The sequence below is a fragment of the Kitasatospora sp. NPDC051914 genome (genome assembly GCF_040680995.1).
Lineage (GTDB): Bacteria > Actinomycetota > Actinomycetes > Streptomycetales > Streptomycetaceae > Kitasatospora.
Genome location: NZ_JBFAXX010000011.1, coordinates 132,384 through 153,403 on the forward strand (window position 1 = coordinate 132,384; position 21,020 = coordinate 153,403).

Consider the following 21,020-nt stretch of genomic DNA (forward strand, 5'->3'; position numbering starts at 1 on the left):
CACCGTGAACAACTCCACACCCGTCAGATCCCTGCTCGTCCGCGGCATGCTGGGCGGGCTGGGCGCAGCCGTGCCCGCCCTGCTGGTCGCCTACCTGCTGGGCGAGCCCCGGGTCGAAGCCGCCATCGCGTACGAGGAGTCGCAGCCCCACACCCACGAGCACGGGGTGGAGCTGGTGAGCCGGTCGATGCAGTCCACGGCCGGCCTCGCCACCGGCATCCTGGTGTTCGGCGTGGCGCTGGGCGGCATCCTCGCCCTGGCGTTCTGCTTCGCGCTGGGCCGGATCGGCCGCTTCGGCCCCCGGGCCACGGCGATGCTGGTCGCCGGCACCGGCCTGGTCGCCGTGTACGTCGTCCCGTTCCTCAAGTACCCGGCCAACCCGCCCGCGGTGGGTGATCCGGAGACCATCGGGCAGCGCACCACGCTGTACTTCCTGATGATGCTGCTGGGTCTGCTGCTGTCGATCGCCGCGGTGATCCTCGGCAAGCGGCTGGCACCGCGTCTGGGCAACTGGAACGCCTCGGTGGCCGCGGTGGCCGCGTTCGCCCTGGCCGTGGGCCTGGCGTACGCGTTCCTGCCGTCGTTCGACGAGGTGCCGGCGGACTTCTCGGCCACCCTGCTGTGGCAGTTCCGGCTGGCGACCCTGGCCGTGCAGGCCACCCTGTGGGTGGGCTTCGGCCTGGTCTTCGGTCACCTCGCCGAGCGCCTGCTGAACCCGAGGCCCGCTGCGGCGGCCGCACCGGATGCGGTGGCCTCGGCAGCCTGACAGGCGATCGAGGGGCGCTGGGGTACCTCCCCAGCGCCCCTCGTGGCTATCCGCCGAGGTGGCGGCGGAGGAAGCGGAGGGCGGCCTCGTCGTCGTCCGGCCCGCCGGCCTCGTGGCCGTTGTAGCGCCAGACGTCGATCTGCTTCGGCCCGGCGTAGGCGTTGTGGGCGGCGAAGACCGTGGACGGCGGGACGACCTGGTCCATCAGGGCCGCGGAGAAGCGGGCCGGGGCGGTGGCACGGGCGGCGAAGTGCACGCCGTCCATGTACGAGAGGGTGCGGTGCACCTGCTCGTCGCGGCCGCGGTGGACGGCGAGGTAGTCGGCGATCTCCCGGAACGGGTGGGCGTCGGTGACGACCACGGCCCGCGGGAAGTCGCAGAGGAACGGCACGTGCGCGACGACCGCGGCGAGGTCGGGAACGAGGCCGGCCGCGGCGAGGGCGGTGCCGCCGCCCTGGCTGTTCCCCATGACGGCGACCCGGTCCGGGTCCACGGCGGGCAGGGTGCGTACGGCGTCGACGGCCCGCACGGCGTCGGTGAACAGCCGCCGGTAGTAGTAGCCGTGCGGGTCCTCGATGCCGCGGGTCATCACGCCGGGCACCTGCGGGCCGGCGGGGCCCGAGTCGGGGGTGTCGCCACGGCTCCACACCGAGCCCTGCCCGCGGGTGTCCATCTGCAGGTGGGCGAAGCCGGCGGAGGCCCAGACGAGGTTCTCCAGGACGTGGCCGCGGCCGCCGCCGTAGCCGACGTACTGGACGACCGCGGGCAGCGGTCCTCCGGCTCCGCGCGGGAGCCGCAGCCAGGCCCGGACGGGCTCGCCGGCGTACCCGGGGAAGGTGACGTCGAAGGTGTCGACGGTGGTCAGCCCGGTCGGCACGGGGACGGCGGTGGCCTCGCCGCCCGCAGCCCGGGCCTCGGCGAGGGTCTTCTGCCAGAAGGCGTCGAAGTCGGCGGGCTCGGTCTGGGTGCTGCGGTACGAGCGGAGTTCGTCCTCGGGCAGGTCGGTGAACAACGTCGGCTCCTTCGACGGCGGTGCGGCTGTGCTGTCGGGGTCCACCTGCCCCGGCCCCGGCCGCCGCACTCCGGGAAGCGGGGTCCGGAGTGCAGGAGGCCGGGGCAGGTGGGGTCCGGGGGCTACACCGTGTCGAAGGCGGGGTGCAGCCGGCGGGTGTGGTCGACGGTGCGGACGGGGCCGGTGAGCTCGACGGCCGCGGTGAGCCGCGGGTCGGTGCTGGAGGCCGCGAGGCGGATCTCCAGCGCGCCGGGTTCGACGATCCGGCGGCCGTCGCGCCCGGTGAAGGAGGCCAGGTCGGCGGGGACGGTGACGGTGATCCGGCAGGCCTCGTCCGCTTCGAGCGGCAGCCGCAGGTAGCCGATCAGCCGCTGGACGGGCTGCACCACGGAGGCGACCGGGTCGTGCAGGTAGACCTGCACCACCTCGGTGCCGGCCCGGGCGCCGGTGTTGCGCACGGTCAGCGCCAGCCGGAACTCGCCCGCGGTGTCGGCGCGGTCGTTCTCCACGGCGAGGTCCGACCACTCGAAGGCGGTGTAGGTGAGGCCGTGGCCGAAGCCGTACGCCGGGGTCGGGTCGGTGCTGGAGACGTCGGTGGGGCCGGCGAGGCGGGCGGCCAGGTAGGAGGAGGGCTGGACGCCGGGGCGGCGGGGCACGCTGACCGGCAGCCGGCCGGAGGGGGCGACGCGTCCGCTGAGGACGCCGGCGACGGCGCCGGTGCCCTCCTCTCCGGGGAAGAAGGCCTGCACGATCGCGGACGCCTCGGTGACGGCCCGGCCGAGTGCGTAGGGGCGGCCCGCGAGCAGGGTGACCACCACGGGGGTGCCGGTGTCGAGCAGGGCGTCGAGCAGCTGCTGCTGGACTCCGGGGAGTTCCAGGGACTCGGCGTCGCAGCCCTCGCCGCTGGTGCCGCGGCCGAAGAGGCCGGCCCGGTCGCCGAGGGCGAGCACCACGACGTCAGCGGCGCGGGCGGCGGCCACCGCCTCGGCGAACCCGCTGGTGTCGGCGGTGTCGATGCCGGCGCCGGGCAGGGTGGTGATCTCGCTGTCCGGGAATTCGGCGGCCAGCGTCTCGCGCAGGGTGGGCAGCCGGACGCCGACCGGGGTGTCCGGGTGCTGGCGGCCGACGTGCACGGGGAAGGCGTAGCAGCCGAGCACCGCGGTCGGCTCGTCGGCGTTGGGGCCGACGAGGGCGATCCGGGCGGGCCGGGCGAGCGGCAGGGTGCCGTCGTTGCGGAGCAGGACGACGGCCTGTTCGGCGATCTCCCGGGCGAGTTCGCGGTTGCCGGCCGGGTCGAGGTCGACGGTGCCGCGGAGGGCGGCCGGGTCGCCGAGGTCGGCGCCGGCGAGCACGGCCGGGACGGGCGTCCAGTCGGGGTCGAGCAGGCCGAGTTCGGCCTTCTGGACGAGGACGCGGTGCAGCGCCCGGTCGATCAGCGCCTCGGGGACGCGGCCGTCGGTGACCGCCTCCAGGAGCGGTTCGCCGAAGGTCTTCACGGTGGGCAGTTCGACGTCGACGCCGGCGGCGAGGGCGGCGCCGGCGGCCTCCGCCCAGTCGCCCGCGACGCCGTGCAGGGTCTTGAGGAAGCCGATGCCGAAGTAGTCGGCGACCACGGTGCCGGTGAATCCCCAGGTGTCGCGGAGGAGTTCGGTGAGCAGGCGGTCGTCGGCGGCGGACGGCACGCCGTCGGTGTCGGTGTAGGCGTGCATCACGGACCGGACACCGCCCTCACGGACGGCCATCTCGAACGGCGGCAGGATGACGTCGGCGCGTTCCCGGGCGCCCATGCCGACCGGGGCGAGGTTGCGGCCGGCGCGGGAGGCGGAGTAGCCGGCGAAATGCTTGAGGGTGGCGACGATCCCGGCGGACTCCAGGCCCTGCACGTACGCGGTGCCGACGGTGCCGACCAGGTACGGGTCCTCGCCGGCGGTCTCCTCGACGCGGCCCCAGCGGGCGTCGCGGACGACGTCCAGGACGGGCGCCAGGCCCTGGTGGATGCCGACCGAGCGCATGTCGGCGCCGATCGCGGCGGCCATCCGGCGGACCAGCGACGGGTTGAAGGTGGCGCCCCAGGAGAGCGGCACGGGATAGGCGGTGGCCTTCCAGGCGGCGAAGCCGGCCAGGCACTCCTCGTGGGCGACGGCCGGGATGCCGAACCGGTTGGCGGCGGCGATCCGCTGCTGGGTGCGCAGCAGGGAGAGCGCGCCGGTCGCCGGGTCGACGGGGGCGGTGCCGAACGGCCGGGTGAGCTGCCCGAGTCCGTGCGGCAGCAGCCCGTCGAGGTCGGCCGCGGGCTCCATCTCGTTCTGGTACGGGGCGACTTCGCCGCCCTCGTCGGAGGCGCCCACCCAGACGCCGAACAGCTGGGCGATCTTCTCCCGGAGGGTCATCTCGGCGATCAGCGCGTCCGCCCGGGCCTGCGGGTCCAGGGCGGTGTCGTGCCAGGCGGGGACGGAGGAAGCGGTCTCTACGGCCAGGTTCACGATGTCGGTCACTTTCCTCCGACGCCCATGAGCCCCTGGACGAGGGCGCGGCGGGCGAACAGGTAGACGAGCAGGATCGGGATCATGGACAGCACGACGGCCGCCAGCAGCCCGGGGACGTTGATGCCGTACTGGGTCTGGAAGTCGTAGAGGCCGAGGGTGATCACCTTGGTCTCGTTCGACTGGGTCAGCACGAGCGGGAAGAGGAACCCGTTCCAGGCCTGGAGGGCCGAGAAGACGGTGATGGTGGAGAGCCCGCCCTTGGAGAGCGGCAGCACCAGCTGGACGAAGACCCGCCAGGGGGCGGCGCCGTCCATCGCCATCGCCTCGTACAGCTCGGGGGTGATGTCGCGCATCACTCCGGTGAGGACGAGGGCGCAGACCGGGAGCGAGAACGCCGCGGTCGGCAGGATGACGCCGATGAGGTTGTCGTAGAGGCCGGCCTTGCTGATGACGTAGAACATCGGCACGATCACGGCCTGCGCGGGGATGGCGAGGCCGAGCAGGAACAGCCGGAACACCAGGGTGGTCGTCCGGCCGCGGCTGCGCACGATGGCGTACGACAGCGGCGGCACGACGAGCAGCACGATGGCGACCACGCTGACCGTGACGACGACCGTGTTGAGGAAGTACTGGCCGAAGCCGCCCTCGAGGTCGTCCAGGTAGTTCTGCAGGGTCAGGTGCCGGGGCAGTCCGAGCGGGCCGCTCTGCGCGTAGTCGGAGCGGCTCTGCAGGGTGGCGGCCAGCATGGTGTACAGCGGCAGGCCGACGACGAACAGCCAGACCAGCGAGCCGAATCCGGCCAGGATGTTGGGTCGTTGCCTCATCACAGGCCCTCCGAGGTGCTGCGCATCCGGTCGTAGCCGGAGAGCCGGACGACGGCGAGCGAGATGACGGTGGCCACCAGGACGAGCAGCAGGGCGACGGCCGAGCCGGTGCCGAAGTCGAAGCCCTTGAAGGCCTTTTGGTACATGTAGTAGGCGCTGATGGTGGTGTCGGTGCCGGGCCCGCCCTGGGTGAGGATGAGCACGGTGTCGAAGGTGGTGAGGCCGCCGACCACCATGAGGATCACCGAGGTGATGATCGCGTTGCGCAGCTGCGGCAGCGTGATGTGGAAGAACTGCCGTACGGTGCCGGCCCCGTCGATCGCGGCGGCCTGGTAGAGCACCTGCGGGACGGCCCGGGCCGCGCCCTGGTAGATCAGGGTGTGGAACGGGGTGAACTGCCAGGCACCGACGAGCACCAGCACCCCGATCGCCCCGGTCTGCGTGCCGAACAGGTTGCCGTCGCCGAACAGCCACTGGGCCTCGGCGGGGACGCCGAAGTTCGGGTCGAGCAGGGCCCGCCACAGCACCGAGACGGCGGTGGCGGAGAGCAGCAGCGGCACGAAGTAGATCGCCGACAGCACCGCCCGGTTGCGCTGGTGCCCGGCCGCCCAGACCCCGAGCAGGATGCTGATCGGGGTCTGGACGGCCACGCCGAGCAGGGTGAGCAGCAGGCTCAGCCACAGGCTCTTGACCATCACGGGGTCGTCGAACAGCCGGTTCCAGTTGTCGAGTCCGGCGAACTCCGGCGAGCCGAGGCCGTTCCAGCGGGTGAACGAGAGCACGGCGACCAGGACGAGCGGAACGATCGCGAAGAGGACGAAGAAGACCGTGGCGGGGAGCGCCCAGGCGAAGCCCGGGCGGGTCACCGCGGTGCCCGCCCGGCTCGCCGGTCGGCGCCGTGTCACGGCCCCGGTGGCAAGAGTTGTGGTCATGGTGCGGCCCGTCTGGTGTCAGGAGTTCGGCAGGGCCTGCATGGCCTTGATGAAGCCGTTCTCGTCGATCTGGCCGTTGAAGAACTGCTGGACGGCCTGGTGGATGGGCGTGATCGCGGCCGGCGGGTACGCCTGGTCCCAGGACAGCTGGAACGAGGGCGCGGCCTTCACCAGGTCGAACTGGAAGGTGGAGTAGGCCGGGTTGGCGGCGCTGCTGAGGAACTTGGGCGTGTTGGTGGTGGTCGGCAGGTTGCCGATCGCCAGCTGCCCCTGCACGAACTCGTCGGAGTACTGCAGCTTGAGGAACTCGGCGACGGCCTCGGGGTGCTTGGTCTTCTTCAGCACCGAGTAGAAGTTGTTGGTGTTGCCGACGACGTTCTTCGGGTCGCCCTTGCCGCCCGCGACGGTCGGGAAGGAGCCGTAGCCGAGGCTGGTCTTGGCGAAGTCCGGGTTGGCGTCCTGCTGGGTGGAGTACTCCCAGGAGCCCATCAGCTCGAAGGCGGCCTTGCCGCGGGCGAGCAGCGCCGGGGAGCCGCCGTCGGTGAACTTCACCGAGTCGAAGTTGGTGCCGAACGCGCCCGCGTCGATCAGCTGCTTGAGCATGCCGAGGGCCTTCTTGCTGTCCTCGCTCGCCCAGGCGGCCTTGTCGCCGCCGAGCGCCTTCTGGAACAGCTCGGGGCCGGCGATGCGGTCGTAGAGGTACTCGAACCACATCAGGGTGGGCCACTGGTCGCCGCCGCCGAGGGCGATCGGGGTGACGCCCTTGCCCTTGAGCGTCTGCACCGCGGCGAGCAGTTCGTCGAAGGTCTTGGGCGCGGCCACGCCGGCGTCGGCGAGCACCTTGGTGTTGCTGAAGAGCAGCACCGGCTGGGTGCCGCGCATCGGAACGCCGTAGGACTTGCCGTCGATCACCGCGGTGTCGAACACCGAGGAGAGGAAGTTGGCCTTGAGGCCCGGGTCCTTGGCGATCATGTCGTCGAGCGGCATCAGCAGCCCGGCGTCGACGAAGGGCTTGATGCTGCCGCCGCCCCAGTTGAAGAAGATGTCCGGGGCCTGCTTGGTGTTGATGATCGTCTGGAGCTTCTGCTGGTAGTCGGCGCCCGGAATGGTGTCCAGGACGACCTTGACCTTCGACGTCTTGTTGAAGGTCTCGACGATCTGCTTCTCGACCTTGTTGGTGGCATCCCCGTAGACCAGGACGTGGATCTCGCCGGAGCCGCTGTCGGCCGAGGAGCCGGAGCCACTGCCGCAGGCCGTCAGGGTGATCCCGAGGACGACCGCCGCGCTGCCGGCGGCCAGTGCACGGGAGAGCCGAGCGTGTCTTCTCATCGCGGTGCCTTTCGAAATGTTTCGGCATCATCGCCGAAATTCTTGGCGCGCTGTGACGCTAAGACCGGTCCTCGGGAGGGGTCAACCCCCGGTTCCGCAGTTACCAGAACGTGACCTGGGACACGTGCCTTATGCTGCACGGCATGCGCGAAGAGGAGGAGAGCGGGCGAGTCACCCTCGCCCAGGTGGCCGAGGAGGCCGGCGTCTCCGTTTCCACGGTTTCGAAAGTTCTCAACGGGAGGCAGGACGTCTCCCGGCCGACCAGGCTCAAGGTCGAGCGCCTCCTGGAGATCCACGGCTACCAGCGCACGCCCAAATCGGCCTGGGAGGCGCCGCTCATCGAGATCGTCTTCCACGAGCTCGACAGCATCTGGGCGATGGAGCTGATCCGCGGGGTCGAGGACGTCGCCAAGGAGCACGACGCGAGCGTGGTGCTCACCGAGAGCGGCACCCGGCACTCCCCGGACCCGGGCTGGATCGAGGGCGTGCTGCGCCGCCGGCCGCTCGGCGTGGTGCTGGTCTTCTCCAGCCTCCCGCTCGAGGTCAAGCAGCAACTGCGGTCGCGCGCCATCCCGTTCGTCATCATCGACCCGGCCGGCGACCCCGAGCCCGACGTGCCGTCGGTGGGTTCGGCGAACTGGTCCGGCGGCCTCGCCGCCACCCGCCACCTGATCGAGTGCGGGCACCGGCGGATCGCCATCATCACCGGTCCCGAGGACATGCTCTGCTCGCTGGCCCGACTGGACGGCTTCCGCTCCGCGATGGGCATGGCCGGGCTGGAGATCCCGCCGGACTTCGTCTCCTTCGGCGACTTCCACGTCGAGGGCGGGCGGCGCCGGGCCATGGAGCTGCTGGCCAGGCCCGACCGGCCGACCGCGATCTTCGCCGGCAGCGACCTGCAGGCGCTCGGCGTGCTGGAGGCCGCCAGGGTGCACGGGCTGAAGGTGCCGGACGACCTCTCGGTGGTCGGCTACGACGACGTCGCCGTCGCCCAGTGGACCAGCCCGGCGCTGACCACCGTTCACCAGCCGCTGCGGCAAATGGCCGAGGAGGCCGCGCAGATGCTGCTCCGGATGCGCGCCGAGGGCGGCACCGCCACCCGGCTGGAGCTCGCCACCAGCCTGGTCGTCCGCAAGAGCACCGCACCGCCGCCGACCACCTGAGGACAGGGGGGCCGAAAACGGTCGGCGCCGGTCGCGCCATCTTTCCGGGGCCTCCGGCGCGGACGGCCGCGATGGATTTCGGCAAGTCCTTGCAGAAAGTTACATTCATACTTGCGGGTAACCTTGACTCCCCGCCCCGGCCGGGCGCATCGTCGGGAGTACGCCGCCACCACCCCGCGCGGCCCTCCTCCTGTGCCATCCCCGCAGGTCAGCCGCCCCACCCGCTGGCGGTCGCGCCCCCACGCGACCGCCTGTGCCGTCCGAGGAGGGCCAGCCCCCATGACCATCGGCCTCCCCCCGGCCGGGGCCCGTCCGCGCCCCGCCGCCACCACCGCTTCCGCCGTCCCCGCCCTGCGGTCCGGCCGCCTCGCCCACCACCACCCGCTGTGGCTGGTCACCGTGCCCACCACCCACCACGACGGCCGCACCGGCACCCAGAGCTTCGTCGTCCGCGCCCTCACCGCGCAGGACGCGATGGCCGACGCCGGCCGCCGCGCGCACGACGACAGCGCCCGGACGCGCCGCCGCGGCGCCCGCATCGACCTCCGCAACGCCAGCGCCGTCCTGCACCGCTGACCGCCGTCGGCCGGTGCCTCAGCCGGCACCCGCCCCGGCCCGCAGGATCCGGGCCAGCGCCTCGGCGTACGGCTGCGGCCGGCGCCGCCGCGCCACCGCGATGCCGAAGTGCCTGGCCGGCCCCGGCGGCCGCACCGGCACCACCCGGGTGCCCGGGAACGGCGGGTCCAGTGCCACCAAGGGCACCAGCGAGACGCCCACCCCGGCGGCGACCAGCGACCGGGCGAAGAAGTAGTCCGTGGTGCTGCCCGCGACCTGCAGCCGGAAGCCGGCCAGGGCGGCGTGCCGGTGCAGGAAGGCCTCGGTCTTCGAGCAGCCCACCACCCAGCGGTCGTCGGCGAGTTCGGCGAGGTCCAGGTCCTCGCGGCCGGCCAGCGGATGCCCGTCCGGCAGCACCACCGAGAGCGGGTCCACCATCAGCGGCGTCCAGTCGAGGCCCGAGCGGTCGCCGGGCTGCACCGGCAGCGGCCCGTCGAAGTGGTAGGCGATCGCCAGGTCGGCGGCTCCCTCGCGGACCATCGGCAGGCTGTCCTCCGGCTCCCGCTCCAGCACGTGCAGCTCGGCCTCCGGATGCTCGGCCGCGAACCGGGCCAGCGCCGCGGGCAGCAGGTGCCGGCCACCGGTGGTGAAGGTGACGACGGTGAACCGCGGGCGGGGCGCCTTCAGCCGGTCGATCTGCTCGCGGGCGTGCCGCAGCTCGGCACCGATCGCGCCGGCCGCCTCGACCATCAGCCGCCCGGCCTCGGTGAGCGTGACACCGCGCGTCGAACGCTCCACGACCAGTGTCCCCAGGCCCCGCTCCAGCGCCGCGACCTGCTGCGACACCGCGGACGGGGTGAGCAGCAGCGCGGCCGCCGCCCGGTTGAAGCTCCCGTGCTCGGCGACCGCCTGCAGCACCCTGAGCCGTTGGACGTCGATCACCGCACCCTCCCCGGTCGACAGCTGGGCTTACGACCGCATCAGCAGGTCGCCAGTTCCACTGGTGACGATACGGCAGGAGGGTGGAGCCATGAGAAGCGTCTGCGTCATCGGCGGAAGCCGGTACTTCGGCCTGCACCTCGTCTCCCTCCTCCAGGAGTCCGGCGCCCGCGTCACCCTGGTCAACCGCGGCTCCGCCGCCCCTCCCCCGGGCGTCACCCACCTCGTCGCGGACCGGTCGGACGAGGCCGCGCTGGCCGCCGCCCTCGGCGGGCGCACCTTCGACGCGGTCGTCGACCAGGTGCTCTACACCCCGGTGCAGGCCGACGTGGCCTGCCGGGTCTTCGCCAGCCGCACCCCGCGCTACGTGATGACCTCCACCATGGAGGTCTACGACCCGGCGACCTCCCCGCTCGTCCCGGCCTCCGCCGCCCCGGTCGCCGAGTCGCAGGTCGATCCCGCCCGCTGGGCCGTCGACCTCGGGCTGCCCTGGCACGACCCGCAGGCACTCGCCCGGCACTTCGACGGGGCGACGGGCTACGCCGAGGGCAAGCGGCAGGCCGAGGCCGTCCTCGCCCGAGCGGCGCCGTTCTCCTGGACGAGCATCCGCAGCGCCCACGTGCTCGGCGGCGGCGCCCGGGACTTCACCGGGCGCCTCGCCCACTACGTCGACCGGATCGCCGCGGGCCGCCCCGTCGCGGTGCACGAGGACGCCCGGCCGACCTCCTTCGTCCACCACCGCGAGATCGCCGCCGTCCTGGCGTGGGCCGCCGCCGCGGAGGCCACCGGCCCGCTGAACGCCTGCTCGCACGGCGCCCTCACCGCCGTCGACCTGGGCCGGCTGGTCGCCGACCGGCTCGGCACCACCGCGCACTTCGAGCCCGCGGACGGCGGTGGCGCCTCCCCGTACTCCTTCGACCGCTCGTACGCCATGGACAACGCGCGCGCCACCGGGCTCGGCTTCCGCTTCTCCCGGACGGCCGACTGGCTGCCCGACGCGATCGACGAGGCCGCCGCAGCCGGGAAGGCGGCCTGAGATGCAGCAGCGCACCATCGGCGGCACGACCGTCTCCGCGATCGGCCTCGGCGCCATGCCGCTGTCCGTCGAGGGCCGCCCCGACGAGCAGGCCGCGACCGCCACGATCCACGCCGCACTGGACGCGGGCGTCACCCTGATCGACACCGCCGACTCCTACCACTGGCACGCCGGCGAGCAGGGCCACAACGAGCGCCTGATCGCCCGCGCCCTCGCCTCCCGGGATGGCGACCGCACCCGGGTGCTGGTGGCCACCAAGGGCGGCCGCGGCCGGCCCGGCGACGGCTCCTGGACGGTCGACGGCCGCCCCGACCACCTCCGGCGGGCCTGCGAGGAGTCGCTGCGGCGGCTCGGCACCCAGGCGATCGGCCTCTACCAGTTGCACAAGCCGGACCCGCAGGTGCCGTGGGCCGAGTCGGTGGGCGCCCTCAAGGACCTGCTGGACGCCGGGAAGATCCTCGCCGCAGGCATCTCCAACGCCGACGCGGCACAGATCCTCCAGGCCCGTGCGGTCCTCGGGCCCGCCCTGGTCTCCGTGCAGAACCGCTACTCCCCCGCCGTCCGCACCGCCGAACCGGAACTGCGGCTCTGCGAGGAGCTCGGCATGGCCTTCCTGCCGTGGAGCCCGCTCGGCGGCCTCTCCCGCAGCTCCCTGGACGGCCCCTCCGACCTCGGAGCCGCCGACACGCCCTTCCACCGGGTCGCCGCCGCCCGCGGCGTCTCCCCGCAGCGGATCTGCCTGGCCTGGCTGCTGGCCCTCTCCCCGGCGGTCGTCCCCATCCCGGGCGCGAGCCGTCCGGCCACGATCCGCGACTCCGCACTCGCCGCCGACACCGTCCTGGACGCTGCCGAACTCGCCCTGCTCCCCGGCCGACCGGCCACCGGATGACCGGCGGTACGGGCCCGCACCGCTGGTACGGGCGGGTGCGAATGGCCCCGTAGGACGCTCCGCCGCCGACCCCTCCTCATATGATCGGAGCGACATGCGCCATCCTTGGTGGTGAGAAACACCACCGGACGATGCAGGAGGAAGCACGTGGACGACGTTCTTCGCCGCGCCGCGCTGTTCGCAGCCCTCGACGACGACCAGGCTGCCGAGCTGCGCGCTTCCATGACCGAGGTGACCCTCGCCCGCGGCGAGTCGCTGTTCCACGAGGGCGATCCGGGCGACCGGCTCTACGTCGTCGTCGAGGGCAAGGTGAAGCTCCACCGCGCCTCGCCGGACGGCCGCGAGAACATGCTCGCCGTGCTCGGCCCCAGCGAGATGATCGGCGAGCTGTCGCTCTTCGACCCGGGCCCGCGCACCGCCACCGCCACCGCGCTGACCGAGGTCAAGCTGCTCGGCCTCGGCCACGGCGACCTGCTGCCGCTGCTGCACGCCCGCCCCGAGGTGTCGATCGCGCTGCTCCGCGCCATCGCCCGTCGGCTGCGCCGCACCAACGACGTCATGTCCGACCTGGTCTTCTCGGACGTGCCCGGCCGCGTCGCCAAGGCGCTGCTCGACCTCTCCCGCCGCTTCGGCGTGCAGTCGGAGGAGGGCATCCACGTCTCCCACGACCTCACCCAGGAGGAGCTGGCCCAGCTGGTCGGCGCCTCCCGCGAGACGGTCAACAAGGCACTCGCCGACTTCGCCGGCCGCGGCTGGCTGAAGCTGGAGGCCCGCGCGGTCGTCCTGCTCGACGTCGAGCGCCTCTCCCGCCGCTCCCGCTGACCGGGCTTCGCCCAGGCCTCCTGGGCAACCGCTCAGGTGGCGCTGGGTGGTTGCCCCACGGGTCCGGGCGGTCCTAGATGAGGCCGTGGTCCTCCAGGTAGCTGAGCTGGGCCCGGACGGACAGTTCGGCGGCCGGCCACAGGGCCCTGTCCACGTCCGCGTAGACCCGCGCGACCACCTCGGGGGCGGTGCGGCAGCCGGCCTCCACGGCCGTCTCCACCTGGGCCAGCCGGGCCGCCCGGTGGGCGAGGTAGTAGTCGACGGCGCCGAGCGCGTCGGCCAGCACCGGGCCGTGCCCGGGCAGCACGGTGCGCACGCCGTGCTCCGCCGCCATGGTGTGCAGCCGGCGCAGTGAGTCCAGGTAGTCGCCGAGCCGGCCGTCCGGGTGGGCGACCATCGTGGTGCCCCGGCCGAGGACGGTGTCGCCGGTGAGGATGGCGCCGTCCGCGGGCAGGTGGAACGTCAGCGAGTCGGCGGTGTGCCCGGGGGTGCCGACCACCCGGATCTCCAGCCCGCCGATCTCCAGCACCTCGCCGGGCCGCAGGCCCTCCTCGCCGAGGCGCAGGGCCGGGTCCAGCGCGCGCACGTGCGTACCGGTCAGCTCGGCGAAGCGGGCGGCGCCCTCGGCGTGGTCGTGGTGCCCGTGGGTGAGCAGGGTCAGCGCGATCCGCTTGCCCTGCTGCTCGGCGGCGTCGACCACGCGGCGCAGGTGGCCCTCGTCGAGCGGGCCCGGGTCGACGACGACCGCGAGGTCCGAGCCGGGTTCGGACAGCAGCCAGGTGTTGGTGCCGTCCAGGGTCATCGGGGAAGGGTTGGGCGCCAGCACGCAGAGCGCCCGCGGGGTGGCCCCGCCGCCGACGGTGGCGGCGGGGTCGCCCGGAAGAAGACCGCTCACCGGCCGCCCTCGCTGTGCACCAGTGCGCGCGGGGGCAGTTCGCGCGCGAGCGCGCGCACCGCGGTGCGCTCCTCGACCTCTCCGTCGCAGGCGACGGTCCTCGGGGTGAGGCTGCGGGCGGGCAGGGTGTGCGCCGTCCGGCGAGCCACGTCGTTGTGGTTCATCGGCCAGTGTCCTTCCGTGTGTTCGGTTCGCCCGGCGCGGGGATCACGCCGGGAAGTCTCCGTCGATGGTCAGCTCGTCATACCCGGCCCAGCGGACGGTCATTCGGTCGCCGGCCACCTCGGCGCGGCCCAGGACCGGCGCGACGGTGCGCCGGGAGGCCGCCTCCAGGGCGCCCGTTGCGGTCCGCACCGGCAGCAGCTCGCGCAGCACCGTCACGGTGGGGGGCAGCATGCCGTAGCGGCCCTCTGCGTACCCGGCGACGGCTTCGGCCGGGGACAGCCAGGCCACCCGGTCCGCCTCGCCGACCTGGTCGGCCGCCGACTGGCCGTCCGGCAGCGCCGCCACGAAGAACCAGGTGTCGTACCGGCGCTCCTCGAACTCCGGGGTGATCCAGCGTGCCCAGCCGGCCAGCAGGTCGCTGCGCAGCACCAGGCCGTGCTTGTGGAGGAACTCGGCGAAGGAGAGCTCGTGGGCCTCCAGCGCGGCCCGCTCGGCGGACCAGTCGCGGGCGTCGGCGGTGGAGTGCGCGTCGGGGCCGGCGAGCAGCACGCCGGCCTCCTCGAAGGTCTCCCGGACGGCCGCGCAGACCACCGCCTGCGCGGTGCGGGCGTCGGTGCCGAGGCGGACGCCCCACTCCGCGGGCGAGGGGCCGGCCCAGGCGAGCTCGGCGTCGGCGTCCCGGGGGTCGACCCCGCCGCCCGGGTAGGCGTACATGCCGGCGGCGAACGCCATCGAGGTGCGGCGGCGCAGCAGGTAGGCCTCCGGCCCGTCGGCACCGTTGCGCAGCAGTACGACGGTGGCCGCGGCCTTGGGCACGGCCGGGATCAGCTCGCCGGCCGCGACCGCCCTGATGCGGGCGGGCCAGCCGGGAGGCATCGGGGCCGACGGTGCGCGATCATCCATGCCCCGGATGCTAAGCGCGCGGGGGTGGGGTTGGACAGAGCCCACCCCACCCGACGTGCGTCGCGGTGCTCAGGCGCCGGCGCGGACGCGGACCTGGATCTCGACCTCGACCGGGGCGTCCAGCGGCAGGACGGTGACGCCGACGGCGCTGCGGGCGTGCACGCCGGCCTCGCCGAGGACCTCGCCGAGCAGCTCGCTGGCGCCGTTGACGACGGCGGGCTGGCCGGTGAAGTCGGCGGCGGAGGCGACGAAGCCGACGACCTTGACGACCTGCTCGATGTCGTCGAGGTCGCCGATCACGGACTTCACCGCGGCGAGCGCGTTGAGCGCGCAGATCTGCGCCAGGGCCTTGGCCCGCTCGGCCGTCACCTCGGCGCCGACCTTGCCGGTGTGCTGCAGCTTGCCGGCCACCATGGGCAGCTGGCCGGAGGTGAACACGTGGTCGCCGGAACGGACGGCCGGCACGTAGGCCGCCACCGGCGGGGCCACGTCGGGGAGGGTCAGGCCGAGTTCGGCCAGCTTCTCCTCAACCTTGCTCATCAGCTCTTCTCCCGCTTGAGGTAGGCCACGAGCTGCTCGGGGTTGTTCGGGCCGGGCACGACCTGGACGAGCTCCCAGCCGTCCTCGCCCCAGGTGTCCAGGATCTGCTTGGTGGCGTGCACGAGAAGCGGCACGGTGACGTATTCCCACTTGGTCATGGGGGTGACTCTAGACGGTCCGGCTTCCCGGCCCGCGACGCCACGGGGCCGCGGCCGCGGGGCCCGGCGCAGGGCTGCGGTGTGAGGTGGGCCACAAAGGGGGCATGAATCCGGCCGGGCACCCGGATGGTCCCGCCATCGGCGGCGTCGGCTGGTTACCCTCGCCAGGGAGGGGCACCCGTGCGGTGCCCGGTCGACGCAGGACGGAGACGGAGCGTGGCGAGCACCCCCGGCCCATCGGGGCAGGCCGACCCCGACTGGGAGGGGGTCAGGCTGCACGTCGTCAGCGGCAAGGGCGGTACCGGGAAGACCACGGTCGCGGCGGCGCTGGCCATGGCACTGGCGGCCGACGGCGGCCGGACGCTGCTGATCGAGGTCGAGGGCCGGCAGGGCATCGCCGAGCTGTTCGGGATGGCGGCGCTGCCGTACGAGGAGCGCAAGGTCGCCTCGGTCTCGCAGGCCAGGCTGGGACTGCCCGGCAGCGGGCAGGGCGAGGTGTACGCGCTGGCGATCGACACCGAGCTGGCGCTGCTGGAGTACCTGGAGATGTTCTACAAGCTGGGCCGGGCCGGCAAGGCGCTGCAGAAGGTCGGCTTCGTGGACTTCGCCACCACGATCGCGCCGGGCGTGCGGGACGTCCTGCTGACCGGCAAGGCCTGCGAGGCGGCCCGGCGCAAGGGCCCGGACGGCCGCCGGGCGTACGACGCGATCGTGATGGACGCGCCGCCCACCGGCCGGCTGACCCGCTTCCTGAACGTCAACGAGGAGGTGGCCGGGCTGGCCAGGTTCGGCCCGATCCACGGTCAGGCGCAGGCGGTGATGAGGGTGCTGAAGTCCCCGGAGACCGCGGTGCACTTCGTGACGCTGCTGGAGGAGATGCCGGTGCAGGAGACCGTGGACGGCATCGCCGACCTGCGGGAGGCGCAGCTGCCGGTGGGCGGGGTGATGGTCAACATGGTCCGTCCCCCGGTGCTGGACGCGGCCGCGGTGGCCGCGGTGGACGGTGACCACCGGGAGGAGGTCGCCGTGGCTCTGGGCGAGGCCGGGCTGGGCGGCCGGTCGCGCAAGCCGGAGACCGTCCGGGCGGCGGTGGAGCCGCTGCTGGGCCCGCTGCTGGAGCAGGCCAGGGAGCATGCCGAGCGGGTCGAGCTGGAGCGCGAGCAGCGCGCCGACCTGCAGCGCTCCAAGCTGCCGACCTACGAGCTGCCGCTGCTGGGCGAGGGCGTGGACCTGGGCGGGCTGTACCGGCTCGCGGGCGAGCTTAAGCGGCAGGGGGCGGCATGACCGCGGCGGGCACCCGGAAGCCCCGGCAGGCGTCCGTGCTGGACGTGGACGCGCTGATCGACGACCCGGAGACCCGGATCGTGGTCTGCTGCGGCTCCGGCGGCGTCGGCAAGACCACCACGGCGGCGGCGATCGGGCTGCGGGCGGCGGAGCGCGGCCGGAAGGTGGTCGTGCTGACCATCGACCCGGCCCGGCGGCTCGCGCAGTCGATGGGCCTGACCGAGCTGGACAACACCCCGCGGCTGGTCAAGGGCGCCCAGGGGCCCGGCGAGCTGCAGGCCATGATGCTCGACATGAAGCGGACCTTCGACGAGGTCGTGCTGGCCCATGCCGAGCCGGAGCGGGCGAAGGCGATCCTGGCGAACCCGTTCTACCAGTCCCTGTCGGCCGGCTTCGCCGGCACGCAGGAGTACATGGCGATGGAGAAGCTCGGCCAGCTGCGCGCCGAGGACCGCTGGGACCTGATCGTCGTGGACACCCCGCCGTCCCGTTCGGCGCTGGACTTCCTGGACGCGCCGAGCCGGCTGGGCTCCTTCCTGGACGGGAAGCTGATCCGGCTGCTGACCGCGCCGGCCAAGGTCGGCGGGCGCAGTGCGATGAAGTTCCTGAACGTGGGCGTGGGGCTGCTCACCGGCACCCTCGGCAAGATCTTCGGTGCCCAGCTGCTGACGGACATCCAGACCTTCGTCGCGGCGATGGACTCGATGTTCGGCGGCTTCCGGGAGCGCGCCGACCGCACGTACCAGCTGCTCAAGGCGCCGGGCACGGCCTTCCTGGTGGTGGCGGCCCCGGAGCGGGACGCGCTGCGCGAGGCGGCGTACTTCGTGGACCGGCTGGCCGCGGACGAGATGCCGCTGGCCGGGCTGGTGCTGAACCGGGTGCACGGCACGGGCGCGCCGCAGCTGACCGCGGAACGGGCCCTGGCGGCGGCGGAGGCGCTGGAGGAGAACGGCTCGCAGACGTCGTCGGTGGCGGCCGAGACGCTGGCGGCCGGACTGCTGCGGCTGCACGCCGAGCGGGTGCAGATCATGGCGCGGGAACTGCGCACCCGGGACCGGTTCGTCTCGGTCTACCCGGACGTGCCGATCGTCGAGGTGGCTGCGCTGGCCGGAGACGTCCACGACCTGGACGGACTGCGGGCCATCGGTGATCGCCTGGGCACCACCGACCCCGCGGGCGCGGTGAACTGAGCGCCCGCCAGGTGTGGTGTCCCGGCCGGCGGCGGACCGCAGGGCCCGCCGCCCGCTCAGCCCGCCTGTGCGTAGTCCGTCAGCACCACACCGGTGGCCAGCGAGGCCTCGTACTCGGTGCGGGCGGTCTCCAGCAGCCGGCGCCACGAGACCACCGTGGGCCTGCGGCGGAGCAGTGCCCTGCGCTCGCGCTCGGTCATCCCTCCCCAGACGCCGAACTCCACCCGGTTGTCCAGTGCGTCGGCAAGGCACTCCGTGCGCACCGGGCAGCCACTGCACACCGCCTTGGCGCGGTTCTGTGCCGCCCCCTGCACGAACAGCTCGTCCGGATCACTCGTGCGGCAGGCCGCCTGCGCACTCCAGTCGTCCACCCAGCCCATTTCGGCGCCGTCCTCTCCCGAATCGGGGCTCCCCCACGGCGGCAACGGCATATTCACCGCTGCCAGTTGAGGACGTTACGGAAGAACGGCAGCGAGCAACAGCCCCTTCGGGCTCAATCTCGCATGGCCCAATCGGACTATGGGTGCCCGAAAGCTCACTCGTTGGAGTGATCGCAGGTCACAGGTCTTGCCAGAACCCTCAGGACCACTCTCGTCACACTGCGCAACCAGGTATCACCCGTCACAGCTGGACATCGGGCGGCAAACCAGGTCGAATCGGACAATTCTCATCACTCACAAGAGTGGTGATGATAAACAGAGCGAAGCTGTCGCAGTTCTGTGACAAGCGTAGGCGAACACCTGCCCCCCTGTACGGGAATCGGCGACGTAGTGTTCTCCCCATGGCGACTCAGCGACCCTTGGGCTCCGCACTCGACAAGGCAGGGCTCGGCATCAAGCTCCTCGGCACCAGCGTGCTGGCCGGGATCCTGGTGGCCGGAATGGCCCTGCCGGCCGTCGGCGCACTCGGGCTGACCGCCAAGGACACCGCCGACAGCTTCGACGACATCCCCAGCGACTTCGCCACGCCCCCGCTCTCCCAGGCGTCCATGATCTACGACGCCAAGGGCGGCGTGATCGCCAAGGTCTACGACCGCGACCGCACCATCCTCACCAAGGAGCAGATGGCGCCGATCATGCGCCAGGCCCAGGTCGACATCGAGGACAGCCGCTTCTACGAGCACGGCGCCGTCGACCTCAAGGGCGTGCTGCGCGCGATCACCAAGAACGCCGAGGCCGGATCCGCCACCCAGGGCGCCTCCACGCTCACCCAGCAGTACGTGAAGAACGTCTTCGTCGAGCAGGCCGGCGACAACCAGGAGGCCTTCCTGGACGCCACCCGCAAGAGCCTCGGCCGCAAGGTCCAGGAGCTGAAGTACGCCATCAAGCTGGAGGAGGACCTGACCAAGGACCAGATCCTCACCAACTACCTCAACATCACGTTCTACGGCCACCAGGCGTACGGCATCGAGTCCGCCTCCACCCGGTACTTCAGCAAGAGCGCCAAGGACCTCACCCTCCCCGAGGCCGCCATGCTCGCCGGTCTGGTGCAGAACCCCTCGGCCTACGACCCGGTCCTGCACCCCAAGGCCGCCGAGGCCCGCCGCAACACCGTGATCAACAAGCTGCTGGAGAACAAGCACATCACGCCGGAGCAGGCCAAGGAGGCCATCGCCGCCCCGCTCGGCATCAAGTACAAGGAGCCGCTGAACGGCTGCATCACCGCGCAGTCCGGCATGGGCTTCTTCTGCGACTACGTGCGTCACGCGGTCAAGCAGGACCCGGTCTTCGGCAAGACCGCGGCCGACCGCCAGAAGCTGTGGAGCCAGGGCGGCCTCAAGATCTACACCACCATCGACCCGGACAAGCAGGAGGCGGCCTACAAGGCGGTCACCACCAAGGTCCGGCCGACCGACACGGTGTCCGCCGCGATGACCATGATCAAGCCGGGCACCGGCGAGATCCTCGCGATGGCCCAGACCCGCCCCTACGGCCTGGACTCCAAGCAGAACCAGACCGTCCTCAACCTCAACGTCGACGCCGCGATGGGCGGCGGCAACGGCTTCGCCCCGGGTTCGACCTTCAAGCCGGTCCTCGCCGCGGCGGCGCTCGAGGCGGGCATTCCGCTCGACCAGCAGTACCCCTCGCCGTACAAGATGGACTACCCGCGGATGACCACCTGCGACGGCACCTGGAACGAGAAGGGCGTGCCGGTCGAGAACGAGAGCTCCGGCGAGATCGGCCCGTACAGCCTCCGGGACGCCATGGCGAAGTCGGTCAACACCTACTTCGTGCAGATGGAGGAGGAGGTCGGCCTCTGCGCCATGAAGCAGATGGCCACCAAGCTCGGCATCGGCAAGCTCGCCAGCGGCAAGCCGATCAAGCAGGTCCCGTCCATGGTGCTCGGCACCCAGGAGGTCAGCCCGCTGACCATGGCCAGCGCCTACGCCGCCTTCGCCGCCCGCGGCAAGTACTGCAAGCCGATCGCCATCACCTCGGTCGTCAACGCCGAGAACAAGAAGCTCCCCGTGCCGAAGGCCGACTGCCTCCAGGCGATGGCCGAGTCCACCGCGGACGGCATCAACACCCTGCTGCTCGGCGTGACCGAGAAGGGCACCGGCTCCGGCATCAGCATCACCGACGGCCGCCAGATCGCCGGCAAGACCGGTACCACCGACAACCGGTACGCCGCCTGGTTCACCGGCTACACCCCCGACCTGGCCACCTCGGTCTGGCTCGGCGGCCCCACCGGCAACGTCTCGATGCGCAACATCCGCATCGGCGGCCGGTACTACTCCGCGGTCTACGGCGCCGACGGCCCCGGCCCGATCTGGGAGAAGGCCATGAACGAGGTGCTCGTCGGCACCAAGCGCAGCTCCTTCCAGACCGTCAGCGTGCCCGACACCAACCCCACGCCGACCAACACCCCCGAGCCGCCGCCCGGCGGCGGCAACGGGAACGGCAACGGGAACGGCAACGCCACCGGCCTGATCAACGGCGGCTTCACCCTGCCGCCCGGCACCTTCGGCGGCAACACCGGCCGGCCCAGGCACTGAGCGACCGGCCCGCGACACCCGGAGGGGGGGGCCCCCCCCCCCCGGGGGGGGGGCCCCCCCCCGGGGGGGGGGGCCCCCCCCGGGGGGCCGGGAGCGCCCCGCCCGGGCGCGGAGTGCGGGGGCGCCCCGCCCGCCCG

The 21,020-nt window shown here is 72.7% G+C and carries 21 protein-coding genes; 9 read left to right on the forward strand and 12 right to left on the reverse strand.

Features of this window, described 5'->3' with window-relative positions; translation table 11 throughout:
- Positions 1–4 precede the first annotated feature (4 nt).
- Complete coding sequence (locus tag AB0M03_RS10265; protein ID WP_363490518.1) at positions 5–766, forward strand: CbtA family protein; 762 nt, start codon at positions 5–7, stop codon at positions 764–766.
- A gap of 46 nt (positions 767–812) precedes the next feature.
- Here AB0M03_RS10265 and AB0M03_RS10270 read toward each other — a convergent pair whose 3' ends face one another.
- The 5 genes from AB0M03_RS10270 to AB0M03_RS10290 all read right to left on the reverse strand — a co-directional run bounded on the left by AB0M03_RS10270 (position 813) and on the right by AB0M03_RS10290 (position 7,349).
- Positions 813–1,778 (reverse strand): acetylxylan esterase, encoded by a 966-nt coding sequence (locus AB0M03_RS10270; protein ID WP_363490520.1) that lies wholly within the window; start codon positions 1,776–1,778, stop codon positions 813–815.
- A 122-nt stretch (positions 1,779–1,900) separates the two neighbouring features.
- Complete coding sequence (locus tag AB0M03_RS10275) at positions 1,901–4,264, reverse strand: glycoside hydrolase family 3 N-terminal domain-containing protein (protein WP_363490562.1); 2,364 nt, start codon at positions 4,262–4,264, stop codon at positions 1,901–1,903.
- Positions 4,265–4,269: 5 nt separating this feature from the next.
- A complete protein-coding gene (locus AB0M03_RS10280; RefSeq protein WP_363490522.1) occupies positions 4,270–5,088 on the reverse strand; it encodes a carbohydrate ABC transporter permease in 819 nt (272 codons plus the stop codon).
- Complete coding sequence (locus AB0M03_RS10285; RefSeq protein WP_363490524.1) at positions 5,088–6,020, reverse strand: sugar ABC transporter permease; 933 nt, start codon at positions 6,018–6,020, stop codon at positions 5,088–5,090. The genes AB0M03_RS10280 and AB0M03_RS10285 overlap by 1 nt, the downstream gene beginning before the upstream one ends.
- A gap of 18 nt (positions 6,021–6,038) precedes the next feature.
- Positions 6,039–7,349, reverse strand: a complete 1,311-nt coding sequence (locus AB0M03_RS10290; RefSeq protein ID WP_363490526.1) for an extracellular solute-binding protein — start codon at positions 7,347–7,349, stop codon at positions 6,039–6,041.
- 131 nt (positions 7,350–7,480) lie between these two features.
- On the opposite strand from AB0M03_RS10290, the gene AB0M03_RS10295 reads away from it, so the two are divergent.
- Both AB0M03_RS10295 and AB0M03_RS10300 read left to right on the forward strand, forming a co-directional pair.
- Positions 7,481–8,512 carry a LacI family DNA-binding transcriptional regulator gene (locus AB0M03_RS10295; RefSeq protein WP_363490528.1) on the forward strand — a complete coding sequence of 344 codons (1,032 nt, stop codon included), beginning with the start codon at positions 7,481–7,483 and terminating at the stop codon, positions 8,510–8,512.
- A gap of 279 nt (positions 8,513–8,791) precedes the next feature.
- A complete protein-coding gene (locus AB0M03_RS10300; protein WP_363490530.1) occupies positions 8,792–9,088 on the forward strand; it encodes a hypothetical protein in 297 nt (98 codons plus the stop codon).
- 18 nt (positions 9,089–9,106) lie between these two features.
- Here AB0M03_RS10300 and AB0M03_RS10305 read toward each other — a convergent pair whose 3' ends face one another.
- Entirely contained in the window at positions 9,107–10,009 is a 903-nt protein-coding gene (locus tag AB0M03_RS10305; RefSeq protein WP_363490532.1) for a LysR family transcriptional regulator, read from the reverse strand.
- A gap of 88 nt (positions 10,010–10,097) precedes the next feature.
- On the opposite strand from AB0M03_RS10305, the gene AB0M03_RS10310 reads away from it, so the two are divergent.
- The 3 genes from AB0M03_RS10310 (at position 10,098) to AB0M03_RS10320 (ending at position 12,753) form a co-directional block, all read left to right on the forward strand.
- Positions 10,098–11,042, forward strand: a complete 945-nt coding sequence (locus AB0M03_RS10310; RefSeq protein WP_363490534.1) for a reductase — start codon at positions 10,098–10,100, stop codon at positions 11,040–11,042.
- Position 11,043: 1 nt separating this feature from the next.
- A complete protein-coding gene (locus AB0M03_RS10315) occupies positions 11,044–11,931 on the forward strand; it encodes an aldo/keto reductase (RefSeq protein WP_363490536.1) in 888 nt (295 codons plus the stop codon).
- A gap of 147 nt (positions 11,932–12,078) precedes the next feature.
- Positions 12,079–12,753, forward strand: coding sequence for a Crp/Fnr family transcriptional regulator (locus AB0M03_RS10320; RefSeq protein ID WP_030272710.1), 675 nt, complete (start codon positions 12,079–12,081; stop codon positions 12,751–12,753).
- A gap of 73 nt (positions 12,754–12,826) precedes the next feature.
- Here the strand turns inward: AB0M03_RS10320 and AB0M03_RS10325 are convergent, their stop codons facing one another.
- The 5 genes from AB0M03_RS10325 to AB0M03_RS10345 form a co-directional block, all read right to left on the reverse strand.
- Positions 12,827–13,648: an MBL fold metallo-hydrolase gene (locus AB0M03_RS10325; RefSeq protein ID WP_363490538.1), complete on the reverse strand. Its 822-nt coding sequence runs from the start codon at positions 13,646–13,648 to the stop codon at positions 12,827–12,829.
- A complete protein-coding gene (locus AB0M03_RS10330) occupies positions 13,645–13,812 on the reverse strand; it encodes a hypothetical protein (RefSeq protein WP_363490540.1) in 168 nt (55 codons plus the stop codon). The genes AB0M03_RS10325 and AB0M03_RS10330 overlap by 4 nt, the downstream gene beginning before the upstream one ends.
- A gap of 43 nt (positions 13,813–13,855) precedes the next feature.
- Entirely contained in the window at positions 13,856–14,716 is an 861-nt protein-coding gene (locus AB0M03_RS10335; RefSeq protein ID WP_363490542.1) for an NUDIX hydrolase, read from the reverse strand.
- A gap of 69 nt (positions 14,717–14,785) precedes the next feature.
- Complete coding sequence (locus tag AB0M03_RS10340) at positions 14,786–15,256, reverse strand: RidA family protein (protein ID WP_363490544.1); 471 nt, start codon at positions 15,254–15,256, stop codon at positions 14,786–14,788.
- Entirely contained in the window at positions 15,256–15,414 is a 159-nt protein-coding gene (locus AB0M03_RS10345; protein ID WP_095874066.1) for a DUF4177 domain-containing protein, read from the reverse strand. Before AB0M03_RS10345 ends, AB0M03_RS10340 begins: the two co-directional genes overlap by 1 nt.
- Positions 15,415–15,630: 216 nt before the next feature.
- Between AB0M03_RS10345 and AB0M03_RS10350 the strand changes: the two genes are divergently transcribed.
- Together AB0M03_RS10350 and AB0M03_RS10355 are read left to right on the forward strand one after the other, a co-directional pair.
- Positions 15,631–16,698, forward strand: a complete 1,068-nt coding sequence (locus AB0M03_RS10350) for an ArsA-related P-loop ATPase (protein WP_363490546.1) — start codon at positions 15,631–15,633, stop codon at positions 16,696–16,698.
- Positions 16,695–17,888, forward strand: a complete 1,194-nt coding sequence (locus AB0M03_RS10355; protein ID WP_363490548.1) for an ArsA family ATPase — start codon at positions 16,695–16,697, stop codon at positions 17,886–17,888. The genes AB0M03_RS10350 and AB0M03_RS10355 overlap by 4 nt, the downstream gene beginning before the upstream one ends.
- Positions 17,889–17,944: 56 nt before the next feature.
- On the opposite strand, the gene AB0M03_RS10360 is transcribed toward AB0M03_RS10355, so the two are convergent.
- On the reverse strand, positions 17,945–18,268 hold the full coding sequence (locus AB0M03_RS10360; protein WP_043175103.1) for a WhiB family transcriptional regulator: 324 nt from the start codon (positions 18,266–18,268) through the stop codon (positions 17,945–17,947).
- Between the two features lie 401 nt (positions 18,269–18,669).
- On the opposite strand from AB0M03_RS10360, the gene AB0M03_RS10365 reads away from it, so the two are divergent.
- Positions 18,670–20,883, forward strand: coding sequence for a transglycosylase domain-containing protein (locus AB0M03_RS10365; protein WP_363490550.1), 2,214 nt, complete (start codon positions 18,670–18,672; stop codon positions 20,881–20,883).
- The last annotated feature ends 137 nt before the right edge of the window (positions 20,884–21,020 follow it).